The sequence below is a fragment of the Gammaproteobacteria bacterium genome (genome assembly GCA_011682695.1).
Lineage (GTDB): Bacteria > Actinomycetota > Acidimicrobiia > Spongiisociales > UBA4744 > BMS3Bbin01.
In genome coordinates this window covers 14715-27092 of record JAACED010000026.1, presented here as the reverse complement: position 1 = coordinate 27092, position 12378 = coordinate 14715, and the positions used below count along the sequence as shown (strand labels likewise).

Below are 12378 nucleotides of genomic sequence, written 5' to 3'. Positions count from 1 at the left end.
GTCAGTCGTCAGTCGTCAGTCGTCAGTCGTCAGTCGTCAGTCGTCAGTCGTCAGTCGTCAGTCGTCAGAGCGTTCCCAACAAGAGCACACGACGTCAACCACCGATAACTGAAAACCGGCTACTTGACCATCGCCAGGAGCTTTCGGTCGAGATCGTGCGTCAGTCGCTCAGCCGCTCCCTCGATGGGAACCCATTCAACTGCGTCGATCTCGGCATTGGGCTCGTGAGCGGCCACGTCACCCCCGACCACCTCCATGAGCCAGTAGCGAACCACTTTCTGGCGGCCACCGGCGTCGACATACTGGACGTCCGATAGCCACCGGCCAAGCCTGCACGTCAGGCCTGTCTCTTCCTCCACCTCCCGCAACGCTGCGTCACGGAAACTCTCAGAACCGTCGAGCTTGCCCTTCGGAAAGCTCCAGTCGTCATACTTCGGACGGTGGACCAGAACAACCGATTGCTTCTCGAGGATCATTCCTCCCGCCGCGCGAATCACATCCACTTCCTCAGCTCCTTGCGGTTCAGGGCGGCGAATGCCGGCTCCCAATCGGCCTCTGCCTGTCTTTGCCGAGCGAGTTCCAGTCCGGCGAGTTGTCCCAGTGCAGCGGCGTGCCGAGGAGCGAGCCGGCGAGCAGTGGAGATGAGAATCCGGTGCCCGACAACGGCATCGTGGTGATCCCCGAGCACATCCTGAACGACTGCCGCCGCGGCTGCGAATCGATCCGCTTTGCGTCCGACTGCCGGTGCCACGAGCTCGGCTCCATAGCGGACGCTCTTCGTCAGAACACGAATTCGATGCAGCGCAGCGCTGTCCTTCGGCCCTGGCTCCCTCACCGCGGATTCGACACGTTTCCAGCGTCTCCGGACCAGAGGAGGCAGCACCTTCCTGCCCCGGCGATCGGAACCAGCCTTCAGAGGCGGCGAGCACGCCCACGCGGTCAGCCTCACGGCAAGCTCATCGAACGTCTCCAAATACACATGCAGCCGAACGAGACTCTTTTCGCGACGACGGCCGAAAGCGCCGAGTAGTGCCTCGACGACCGGCTTGTCGGTTTCATCGAGTACTGCCACGTTGCCGGAGACCCGACTCATGAAGACATCACGGTCGCGGACTTCTCCGAGCAACGCTGCGAGTGGCTTCAGGTCTCGTCGCAGCGTTGAAGCGCCCCCTTTCAAGAGCGGGCTGAACGTTCGGAGATCGGAACGAAGACGCCGTGTTGCCACACGCGCCTGGTGGATCGATTTGGGATCGCTTTCTGACAGATTCGTGAAGAGCCGTGCAACGGAACGTGCGAGACTGCGCGTCACAAGCGCGCCGGCAGACGGATCATCCTCCAGATCGCGAACCTGGATCTCCGGAAGTGTGTAGCCGGCGTCCATTACCTCCCACCTCGCTACCCGACGGACAAGCCATGGAAGAGGAACTCTTCCATCGATGCCGTTACCTCTTGCAGTCGGTCGCCCGGATTGGGTCGAACGATCAACGCCCTTGCAGCAGACATGATCAGATCCTGCAGGAAACGCCCGGCCAGATCGATCGGAATGGCTCGAAGCTCACCTGCCGCGACTCCTTCTCCGTAGATGCGGGCCAATGCCTCGGTAAACTCGGCGTGGGCGCCGCGTACTCGACGTTGAGCTTTGCGCGAGAGCTTCGGGATGTCCCGGTGAAGGATCAGTCCAAGCGTCGGATCAGTCCCGACAAACTCGACCATTCCCCTGGCCAGTTCGGCGATCTGACCGGCATACGGAGCCGTGGCATCCACCGACTGGACGAGACGGTGCAACAGCTTGGGGAGCTCCAGTTCGACCAAGGAGACGACGAGGTCCTCCTTGTCGGTGAAGTACTCGTACAGCGTGGTCCTCCCAATGCCCACCTTGGCGGCGATGTCGGCGAGTGATGTGTTTTGGTAGCCGAGATCGTGGAAGAGGATCTGTGCAGCCTCAAGAATCTGTGTTCGCGTCAGTTCCTTGTGTTCGGCGATGTTGCCGGCCCGGATTCGCGGCATTGCAGAGCCCTCCTCGACTGATCCACACCATCCTATCGGCCTACAAAGGATGTTCCTGAACGGCGAGAGTATCCGGGGGGCGATCTCGATGTACCATCTGCGCATGACTGCAACGATCGTTCTCGGTGCCCAGTGGGGCGACGAAGGCAAGGGAAAAGTCACCGACTACTTCTCGGAAGACGCCGACTATGTCGTGCGGTATCAGGGAGGAAACAACGCCGGCCACACCGTCGTCATAGGCGAGGAGCGTTTCGCTCTCTCCCTCGTTCCCTCAGGCGTCATGAACCCGGAGTGCACACCGATCATCGCCTCCGGGTGTGTGATAGACCCAGGTGTACTGCTCGGCGAGATCGACATGCTGGCGTCTCGAGGAGTCGACCCTTCGCTCCTCCGTCTCTCCTCGAATGCCCATGTCATCATGCCCTACCACCGCAAGTTGGATGCAGTCAAGGAGCGCTATCTCGGTCGGCAGAAGATCGGTACGACCAAGAAGGGCATCGGACCCGCCTACACCGACAAGTACGCACGCCAGGGCATCAGAGTCCAGGACCTCTTCGACGAGAAGATCTTTCGCGACAAACTCGACATTGCGCTGGAAGAGAAGAACAAGATCCTAACGCGGGTCTATAACCAACTCCCCCTCGACGGGCATCAGATCGCAGAGGAGTACCACGAGTATGCGGAGCGCCTCCGGCCGTACGTGACGGACACGTCTCTGCTCATCTGGTCGGCTCTGCAAGACGGCAAGAAAGTGCTCTTCGAAGGTGCCCAGGGCACGCTTCTCGACATCGACCACGGAACGTATCCGTTCGTGACCTCCTCGAATCCGTCGGCGGGAGGCGCTCTGACGGGTTCAGGGATCGGGCCGAAAGCTATCGACCGCGTGGTCGGCGTTGCGAAGGCATATATCTCCCGGGTCGGAACCGGGCCCTTCCCAACCGAGCTCGATGACGAGGTCGGCGAAACGATGGTCCGGGTGGGAGGCGAGTACGGAACCGTGACCGGGCGACGACGCAGGTGTGGCTGGCTGGATCTCGTGGCGCTGCGATATTCGGTCAGAGTCAACTCACTCACCGACCTGTTCATCACGAAACTGGACATCCTCTCGGAGTTCGACACGCTCAAGATCGCCACTGCCTATAGCTCGCTCGGAGAGCGCTACACCGAACTGCCCCGCCAGCAGCGGGTGCTCTACAACTGCACTCCCGTCTATGCGGAGTTGCCGGGCTGGCACAGCGACATCTCAACGGTGCGCCGCTTCGACGACCTGCCGAAGGAAGCCCGCTCCTATCTCGAGTTCATCGAAGAGGACACCGACGTTCCCGTCCGATGGATCTCGGTCGGCCCGGAGCGCACGCAGGTAATCCCTGTGGAGTAGGAGTCTGCTGAGTGATGCCGTTGCGTAGATCGGCGGCTGTGCGCGTCGCTCGCAAGGCCGCACAACGAAGGCGCACCCTCCCGGGTGCGTCAAGGCGGAGAACGCCGCGAGGGGCGATGCATAGCCGCCTAGATGCGTGCCATGCATTACTCGGCGGGGGGGAGTACGGGGAAGCCGGGAGGGGGATTTCTGCTGCTGGCCTAGGACCCCCTCCGCCGCTGGCGCGGCACCTCCCCCAACACTCGTCAGGGCCCTCGCTGGGGGAGGAAACAGCCGGGAGGGAGTACGGCGAAGCTCAGGCACCGAGCAGCATTCGGACCGCCAGCAGCAGGATCACGACGGCGCCCAACAACCCCGTGACGATGCGAGTGCGATCGGACATACGATGCCCGAGAGCCGCGCCCCCGACGGCGAGAGCGGTCTGCCACGAGAGCGACGCGAGGAACGCTCCGGTGACGAACAGTACGGCTCCCGTCGCCGTCGAGGCCACACCTCCGGCAGATCCAAGTATCAGGGCGGCGAAGTAGGTGAGCGTGACGGGGTTCATCAACGTGATCGACAGGAAGCCTGCCAGTGCGCGTAGATGGGACGACTCCGCTCGCTTGCTCTCGGTGTCCGGCCAGAACGTTTTCATCGCTGCAACGACGGCGACAACCAGCAGCACCAGTCCTCCGGCGACCCGTAGTGGACTCTCGTATGGCATCAGCAAGCCGGCAGCGGTAACTCCGGCGACTGCAGCAATGCCCGCGTAGATGAGATCGGCCAGTGCCGCACCAAGACCTGCAAAGAAGGCGCGGGGAAAACCATCGCGAGTGCCGAGTCCGATGATCAGCACTGCAATCGGGCCGACCGGAATCGCAATTCCATATCCCGCGATGACTCCTTCGAGGAACGCGCTCACTGCTCCTGCTTTCGGAGGAGGCTCGACAAGTCCCCCTTCTGGTGGATCTCGAGATCTCCCAGTCCGAGCCATCGGGCCATCGACCGGAGCTCCGCACCCATCGCTCGAGCAATCCTCGTGGGATCGTGACCGTCCTCCACATGGGAACTCTGCACCATCAGAACACTCCTCTTTCGATCGGCCTTGAGATCGACACGACCAACGAACTCCCCGTCGAGCAGAAACGGCAGCACGTAGTACCCGAACTGTCGTTTCTCCACAGGCACGTAGATCTCGATCCTGTAGCGGAACCCGAATAGCCGCTCCATACGGGGCCTGAACCAGATGAGCGGATCGAACGGGCCCACGAGTGCGGCACCTTCGATGCGCCGCGGCAGGACCGCGTCCGGATGCAGATACGCCTTTCCGGACCATCCGTTCACCTCTGCGAGCTGCAGCCGGCCGGATCCCACGAGGTCATCGAGAAGAGGCCTTGCCGTCGATATCCGCATCCGGTAGTAGTCGGTCAGGTCGGCTGCGGTACCTATCCCGTGAGCTTTGGCAGCGCGCAGAAGTAGCTCCTCTCGTGCGTCCTCCACCGCCGGCGCCGGACGGGCAAGCGCTTGTGGGTGAATTCGCTCGGGCAAGTCGTACAACCGGGCGAAGTTGGGCCGCCCGGCAACGGTGAGCCTGCCCCGAGAGAAAAGCCATTCGAGGGCAAGTTTCTCTGCTCGCCATCCCCACCACGCGTCGGCTCTCCGCTCTTCTGCGTCGAGGTCCGACACGGTCAGCGGACCTCTGGTCCGGACTTCGTTCAGGATGTGCTCGATGAAGTCGGGATGTTCCCGGCCGAGCCTCTCAATCGACTCCCAGTGGGTGTCGCCGTTCATACGGTGTGCGAACAGCGGCCGGGTGTCGATGGGGAGAAGGGAGGCTTCGTGTCCCCAGTATTCGAACAGTTCGCCACTGTTCCACAGCCATCGGTCGAGCATGACCCGGTCATACGAGCCGAGCCGGGAGAAGAACGGTATGTAGTGAGCCCTCGCAAGCACGTTCACCGAATCCAACTGCACGACTCCGACACGACGCACCACTCTGCGAAAGTGCCGCACGTCGACTCGGCCGGCAGGCGCCGGATCGGTGAAACCTTGTGCATGCAGTGCAATCCTGCGTGCCTGGGCGTTGGTCAGTGTTCGGATGGCTCCCTCCCGGCGTTACGACACTAGACGGCCCGCTCATGAGTTCGCCAAGAAGTCCCACCTCCTCACGCCAGAAGGGATGGCGACCTGCGAAGATATGTCCATGATCGTCCGGTACTCCCTCCCTGAAATGGCGAAGCTCTGGTCTGAGTCACACAAACTCTCCATGTGGACGGAAGTCGAAGCACTCGTCGTCGAGGCATGGGAACAGGTCGGTGTCGCACCGGAGGGAGCCGGACAGATCGTCCGTTCCGCACCGGCCGTCGATCCCACAGCCTGGAAGGAACGAGAGCGGATCACGCACCACGACGTCGCAGCATTCGTCGACCTGCTGATATCGTCGTCGGGGCCTACCGGTTCGTGGATCCATTACGGCCTCACCTCGTCCGACGTACTCGACACCGCACAGGCCACCGTGCTGCGCGATGCAGCGGATCTCCTGATCGAGAAGATCGCTGCCCTTTTCGACGTCGTCAAGCGTCGAGCATTCGAACATCGCGACGCGGTCATGGTGGGTCGAACACACGGCATGTGGGCCGAGCCCACGACATTCGGCTTGAAGCTCGCCACATGGGCCTTCGAACTCGAGCGGGACCATGCCCGAATGCGACATGCCCGTGAGTCCGTTGCCGTCGGCAAGATCAGCGGAGCGGTCGGCACGTACGCCCAGGCGCCACCCGCCATCGAAGCGTACGTGTGTAAGAGGCTCGGCCTCGGCATCGAACCGGCGTCTTCACAGACAACCCACCGGGACCGCCACGCAGAACTGATTCAGACGATTGCACTTACCGGATCGTCGATCGAACGCTTCGCCACCGAGATCCGCCACCTTCAACGCAGCGAACTCGGTGAAGTCCAAGAGCCCTTCCAGCCCGGTCAGAAGGGTTCGTCGGCGATGCCGCACAAGCGCAACCCGATTCTGTCCGAACGCATGGTGGGCCTTGCCCGCGTGTTGCGCGGCTATGCGGTAACTGCCCTCGAGAACGTCTCGTTGTGGCACGAACGAGACATCAGCCATTCTTCCGCCGAACGGGTGATCCTTCCGGACGCGTGCACAACCCTCGACTACATGTTGGCCACATTCACGAGAGTCATCGATGGGCTGGTCGTAAAGCCGGAACGCATGCAGGCGAACCTCGACGCCACCCACGGTCTCGTGTTCAGTCAGTCTGTGCTCCTCGCTCTCGTCGACGCCGGCCTCACCCGCGACGAGGCCTATCGAATCGTTCAGCGTGACGCAGCCCAGGCCTGGGATGAGGGCCGAGAACTGCGCGATCTCCTCATGGCGAATCCCGACGTGCCGCTCGACGATGACGGCATTGCCGCGTGTTTCGACCCGGAGCGGCATCTCCGCAACGCGGGTGTCGTCTTCGAACGTCTCTCTGAGCTGGTTCTGTAGCGGTCTGGATCCAGATGAGCGACGTATCACACGCGTCGTGAATCAGAACGCCGGGAACTCGTCGCCGGGCGTTGGGACTCGAGCTCCTCTGTGGCTAAGTCATATTCCAGGCTTCCGAGTGGCCCCTCGCCACTTCACCGCACTCTCCCTACGGCCAGAGTCGTGCCGCTCCTCGCACACCGCTCGAGTCGCCGTGCAACGCCTTCACGAGTCGGGTATCGACCCGGTCGCTGAACACGTGCCGGTCCCAGATCTGTGGAATCCGTTCATACAGAACATCGACGTTGGACATGCCTCCACCCAACACGATCACGGTCGGATCGACAATGTTGATCACAACGGCGAGCGCTCTCGCAAGCCTGTCGACATACCGATCCACCACCGCGATCGCTCTGTCTTCTCCCGTCTCGATCCGCTGAACAATTTCCCGACTCGACAGCTCCCGCCCACCGGAGTAGTCACGCTCCATCGCCGGCCCTGAAAGGTACGTCTCTACGCAGCCGTGCAGCCCGCAGTAGCAGGCGGGGCCGGGCACTTCATCCGGTCGGGGCCACGGCAGGGAGTTGTGCCCCCATTCGCCGGCGATACCGTTCGGACCGGACAGCAGTGCGCCATGGAACACGATGCCCCCACCTACTCCCGTGCCGAGGATCGCCCCGAACACCACGTCTGCCGAGGCCGCCGCCCCATCGGTCGCCTCGGACAGGGTGAAACAGTCGGCGTCGTTGGCGAGACGGACCGGCCGGCCGAGAGCCGTCGAGAGATCTTCGTCGAGCGGGCTCCCGTTGAGTACGACGGAGTTGGCGTTCTTGACCAGCCCGGTGGCGGGCGAGATCGCACCTGGGTGCCCGATCCCCACGGTCCCCCGAGATCCGGTTGCTTCTTCGAGCGATCGGACCAGATTCGCCACGGCTCTCACGGTCGCCTCGTAGTCCCCGACGGGGGTCGCGATCCTCCGCCGAACGAGCTCGCGGTCTGTGTCATCGAGGACGATTCCCTCGATCTTGGTCCCACCCATGTCGATCCCGATTCGCACATTCACCCTTTCTCGTCAATGCAAGCGTCGCATACCGACGCCAACATTGACCAGACCTTCAGTCTCCTCAATGCTGGCGTGAAATAGTGCTGCCAGCATTGACGAGAACGGGAGCTACTTCATCGGATCGAGGTCCTGGTAGTCGCCGGTACGAAGATGACAGGCGACGAGATGCTCGGGATCACCGCCGATCGGCAACAGGACCGGATCGATCTCGTCACAGATCCCGGTCTGCGCGATCGGGCACCGGGGATGAAAGTTGCAGCCGGGAGGCGGGTTGATCGGGTTGGGGATCTCGCCGGCCGGCAGCGGCTCTGTACGGCGATGCTCCGGGTCTGGAACGGGAACCGCATCGAGCAGCGCCCGCGTGTAGGGATGCTGCGCGTTCGTGTAGACGTCTTCGAGCGGACCGATCTCGACGATCTTGCCGAGGTACATGATGGCGATTCGGTTACACACATACTTCGCAGTGGCGAGGTCATGACTGATGAACAGGTAGGTGAGGTCGAACTCCTCTTTCAGCTCCATCATCAGGTCGAGCAGCAGTGCTCTCACGCTCACGTCCGCCATCGCGATCGGTTCGTCGGCCACGATGAGATCGGGTGCTGTGATCATTCCCCTCGCGAACACGATCCGCTGCCGTTGCCCACCGCTGATCTGGTGCGGATACTTCGAGTAGAAGAACTCAGGGGGAACCATTCCCACCTGGTCGAGCATCCGAAGGACGAGCGCGTGGCGCTCTTCCACACTCAGGTGGGGCATATGGATCTTCGCAGGATGCTCGATGGCCTCACCGATCGTCATACGGGGGTTCAATGACGCCAGCGGATCCTGGAAAACGACCTGCATGCGGTGCCGAAGCTGCCGCATCTCCTCACGTGACAGTGACCCCAACTCGACGCCATCGAACACGACCTCCCCGTCGGTCGGCTCGAGCAGTCGCAGCACCAACCTGCCGACGGTGGACTTTCCCGAGCCGGACTCGCCGGCGAGGCCGAACACCTCTCCCTTGCGGATCTCGAACGTGACTCCATCCACGGCGCGCACATACTGACGGGGAGCACCGGTCAACCCCGCAACAAACCCCTGCGCAACGGGGAACCACTTCTTGAGGTCGACGACCTCGACGAGATTCTCAGCCACGCACGGCCCCCTGTTCTTCGGTGGCCTCGTCATAGAGCCAGCATGCGGTTGCCTGTCCCGGGACCACCTCGTGGAACATCGGCACCTCGACCGCGCAGATATCCATTGCCCTCGGACAGCGAGGATGGAACGGGCACCCTGACGGGGGATGGAGCAGGTTCGGCGGAGAACCCTCCATCTTGTAGAGGTCGTGTTCGGCCAGATTGATGTTCGGCACAGACTGGAGCAGACCGTCGGTGTACGGATGCTTCGGATTCTCGAACACCCCGTACACGTCACCGATCTCCGCCATCCGGCCTGCATACATGACGGCCACACGGTCGGCGACTTCGGCGACGACGCCGATGTTGTGCGTGATCAGCAGGATCGTCAGGTCAAACTCCTCTCGAAGCTCCCGCAGCAGGTCCAGGAACTTTGCTTCGACGATGACATCGAGAGAGGTTGTCGGCTCGTCGGCGATCACCAGCTTCGCTCGCAAAGCGAGCGCCAGTGAGATCATGACCCGCTGTCGCATTCCTCCTGAGAGCTGGTGGGGGTAGTCGGTGAGACGCTCCCGCCTGATCCCGAGCTTCTCGACCAGTTCCTCGGCTCTCGCTCTCGCTGCAAGCTCTGAGACCTTCCGCTCATGGGTTCGAATGGTCTCGGTGAGATGCTCGATCACCCTCTGGACCGGGTTCAGCGACGTCATGGGGTCCTGGAACACCATGCCGATATCGGCACCGCGGACCGACTGCATCTGCTTTTCGGACAGCGTCATGAGATCAACGCCGTCGAACCACAGCTCCCCGCCGTCGATCTGACCCGGAGGTCGGATCATCCGCATGATCGCCTTGCCCAACGTGGACTTGCCACAGCCGGACTCTCCGACGAGACCGAGGATCTCACCTCTGCGGATATCAAACGAGACCTGGTCGACAGCGTGCACGTTACCGGAGCGGGTCGCGTACTCCACTGTGAGATCACGTATCGAGTAGAGGATGTCTCCCATCATCGATCCCTCAGTTTCGGGTTGAAGATCTCCATGAGCCCCTCACCCATCATGGTGAAGGCAAGTACCACGGACATCACGGCAAGACCGGGGAAGGTGATCATCCACCATGCGTTTTGGATGTTCTCCTGGCCGCGGGCCAGGTCGATGCCCCAGTCCGGCGTGTCCGGAGGAAGGCCAAGACCGAGGAAGCTCAGACCGGCACCGGTGAGAATGGCGTCGGCGACGTTGACCGAGAAGATGATCGCCACCGATGGAATGACGTTCGGGAAGACATAGTTGCGCAAGATCGAACCGCGTGTGGCGCCGATGCTGCGGGCAGCCTCCACATACATCTCTTCTTTCACCGACAGTGTCTGCCCGCGAACGATCCGGTAGTAGGTCGGAACGTACACGACGCCGATGGCAACAATTACGTTGATGATCGAAGGACCGAGCACCGCCGTGATCGCGATGGCGAGGATCAGCCCCGGGAACGCATAGAGACTGTCCATGATCACGCTCATCGTGCGGTCCAACCATCCGCCCGCAAACCCCGCGATCAGCCCAAGCGGGAGCCCGATGACCAGCGACATGAGTGCTGCCGCGAATCCGATCAGAAAGGCAACCCGTGTCCCCCAGATGAGCCGGCTGAGAACGTCCTGGCCGAGCTGGTTCGTGCCAAGAGGGAAGCTGCCACTTGTCGAGATCCCTTCTCCGGCCACCGGTCCGTCTATGGCCAGTCCCGGATACTGGTCGATGATCGCCGATGCAGCCTTCGACGAAAGCACCGCGAAACCGATCTCGCCGCCGGCTAATGCTGCGAGCGTTTCGTCCACGGTCTCGTAGCGCTTCACCCGAAGCCGGATCGTTTCGTCGCTCCCCTGCGCCTTCATCTCGTCGGTGAGTCGGGCGGCTTCATCACGGACCGTCTGGCTCGAAGGTGTGCCCTTGACGACCCCGACGGAAACTCTGCCGACACCGAGGAGGTCGGTGAGCGCGTCGATGCCCGAATCCACAGGCACGACGAGTGCCTCGACGTCGGGCGCCTCACCTGGTGCAAGGAGCCGGGGCCCAACTTGCTCCCGAGGATCATGGGCTGCGAACAGCCCTGGGACAATCGCCATGATGAGGAAAAACACGACGAGAACCATGCTGATCGCGACGAACCACCAGTCGGCCTTGTACCAGCGACGCGCCTGGAGTGCCCTGCGAACCCAGCCGACCTTGGCGAGATCCTGCTCCCACTGGGGCACTTCTTCGCGGGCATTCAGGTCCGCCATCAGTACCGCACCCTTGGGTCAAGCAGCGAGTAGACGATATCCACTGCGAGGCTGATGAGCGCGACGAAGATGGCGAACATCGTGATCACACTCTGGACGGCCGTGTAGTCGCGAACCGAGATTCTCTCCACGAGATACCGCCCCATTCCCGGCCACGAGAACACCGTCTCGGTCAGTACCGCACCCGCCAGCAAGATGGCCACCTGCAGTCCGATCAGCGTGATCACCGGGATCATCGCGTTCTTCAGCGCGTGCCGGTAGACGACGACCCGCTCTTTGATGCCTCGAGCACGGGCTGCGGTGATGTAGTCCTGCTGCAACGTCTCGATGACGTTGATGCGCGTGAGCCGAAGGAAGACCCCGGAAAGGATCAATCCGAGCGTGGTCACCGGGAGTATGAGGTGATGCACCACACTCCGGAACGCGGCCCAATTCCCCGTCAGGAGCGTGTCGATCAGGAGAATATTGGTAGTTCGGTGGACAGTCGTCCCCACAACGGCATCGATGCGCCCCGCGACCGGCACCCAGCCCAAATGGACGGCGAACAGCAACTGGAGCAGCAGGCCCAGCCAGAAGATCGGCATCGAGTACACGATGACGCTGTACAGGCGCAGCGAGTAGTCGGCCGTCCGTCTTCGACGTGACGCCGCGAAGGTCCCCGGAACGATGCCGATGAGCAATGCCATCAACGCGGCAGGGACGATCAGCTCCAAGGTTGCGGGAAATCGCTCGCCCATTTCGTCGACGATGCGCCGTCGGCCCCCGACGAGTGACCGTCCGAAGTCGAACGTGACGACTTCTCCCAGAAACCTTCCGTATTGCACGATCATCGGATCTTCCAGACCGAGCTCCGTCCTCAGCCGCTCCTTGAGCTCGGGACTGCCTTTCGGTCCAAGGCTGGACGTCACCGGATCCCCCGGAATCGCCCGCAAGACGAGGAACACGAGCGACGCGAGGATGAAGACCATCGGGATCGTCAGCAGCACGCGCGTGATCACATACCGGCGCAGCCCGGCGCTGCCCCGCACGAAAACGTAGAGGAGCGCGATACCGGCGGGGACGCCGATCATAAGGAAAAGTATCGCT

General features: G+C 62.1%; 12 protein-coding genes. 2 read left to right on the top strand and 10 right to left on the bottom strand.

Features of this window, described 5'->3' with window-relative positions; all coding sequences use genetic code 11:
• Window positions 1-119 precede the first annotated feature (119 nt).
• Genes GWP04_06900 through GWP04_06890 form a run of 3 tightly spaced genes read right to left on the bottom strand, consistent with a single transcriptional unit; the run spans window position 120 to window position 2007 of the window.
• Window positions 120-476: an NUDIX domain-containing protein gene (locus GWP04_06900; protein ID NIA25282.1), complete on the bottom strand. Its 357-nt coding sequence runs from the start codon at window positions 474-476 to the stop codon at window positions 120-122.
• A gap of 17 nt (window positions 477-493) precedes the next feature.
• Entirely contained in the window at window positions 494-1381 is an 888-nt protein-coding gene (locus tag GWP04_06895) for a CHAD domain-containing protein (protein ID NIA25281.1), read from the bottom strand.
• Window positions 1382-1395: 14 nt separating this feature from the next.
• Complete coding sequence (locus GWP04_06890) at window positions 1396-2007, bottom strand: TetR family transcriptional regulator (GenBank protein NIA25280.1); 612 nt, start codon at window positions 2005-2007, stop codon at window positions 1396-1398.
• A 103-nt stretch (window positions 2008-2110) separates the two neighbouring features.
• Between GWP04_06890 and GWP04_06885 the strand changes: the two genes are divergently transcribed.
• On the top strand, window positions 2111-3385 hold the full coding sequence (locus GWP04_06885; GenBank protein NIA25279.1) for an adenylosuccinate synthase: 1275 nt from the start codon (window positions 2111-2113) through the stop codon (window positions 3383-3385).
• Window positions 3386-3680: 295 nt separating this feature from the next.
• Here the strand turns inward: GWP04_06885 and GWP04_06880 are convergent, their stop codons facing one another.
• Both GWP04_06880 and GWP04_06875 read right to left on the bottom strand, forming a co-directional pair.
• Window positions 3681-4358 (bottom strand): LysE family transporter, encoded by a 678-nt coding sequence (locus tag GWP04_06880; protein ID NIA25278.1) that lies wholly within the window; start codon window positions 4356-4358, stop codon window positions 3681-3683.
• The gene (locus tag GWP04_06875; protein ID NIA25277.1) at window positions 4283-5464 is read right to left on the bottom strand and encodes a winged helix-turn-helix domain-containing protein; all 1182 of its coding nucleotides are present in this window, start codon (window positions 5462-5464) and stop codon (window positions 4283-4285) included. The genes GWP04_06880 and GWP04_06875 overlap by 76 nt, the downstream gene beginning before the upstream one ends.
• Window positions 5465-5567: 103 nt before the next feature.
• Between GWP04_06875 and GWP04_06870 the strand changes: the two genes are divergently transcribed.
• Window positions 5568-6863, top strand: a complete 1296-nt coding sequence (locus GWP04_06870; GenBank protein NIA25276.1) for an adenylosuccinate lyase — start codon at window positions 5568-5570, stop codon at window positions 6861-6863.
• Window positions 6864-7011: 148 nt separating this feature from the next.
• Here GWP04_06870 and GWP04_06865 read toward each other — a convergent pair whose 3' ends face one another.
• The 5 genes from GWP04_06865 to GWP04_06845 form a co-directional block, all read right to left on the bottom strand.
• Window positions 7012-7881 (bottom strand): ROK family protein, encoded by an 870-nt coding sequence (locus GWP04_06865; GenBank protein ID NIA25275.1) that lies wholly within the window; start codon window positions 7879-7881, stop codon window positions 7012-7014.
• A gap of 132 nt (window positions 7882-8013) precedes the next feature.
• Window positions 8014-9075 (bottom strand): ATP-binding cassette domain-containing protein, encoded by a 1062-nt coding sequence (locus GWP04_06860; protein ID NIA25274.1) that lies wholly within the window; start codon window positions 9073-9075, stop codon window positions 8014-8016.
• Complete coding sequence (locus GWP04_06855) at window positions 9035-10021, bottom strand: ATP-binding cassette domain-containing protein (GenBank protein ID NIA25273.1); 987 nt, start codon at window positions 10019-10021, stop codon at window positions 9035-9037. Before GWP04_06855 ends, GWP04_06860 begins: the two co-directional genes overlap by 41 nt.
• 8 nt (window positions 10022-10029) lie before the next feature.
• Window positions 10030-11292 (bottom strand): ABC transporter permease subunit, encoded by a 1263-nt coding sequence (locus GWP04_06850; GenBank protein NIA25272.1) that lies wholly within the window; start codon window positions 11290-11292, stop codon window positions 10030-10032.
• The gene (locus GWP04_06845; protein ID NIA25271.1) at window positions 11292-12362 is read right to left on the bottom strand and encodes an ABC transporter permease subunit; all 1071 of its coding nucleotides are present in this window, start codon (window positions 12360-12362) and stop codon (window positions 11292-11294) included. The genes GWP04_06850 and GWP04_06845 overlap by 1 nt, the downstream gene beginning before the upstream one ends.
• Between the last annotated feature and the right edge of the window lie 16 nt (window positions 12363-12378).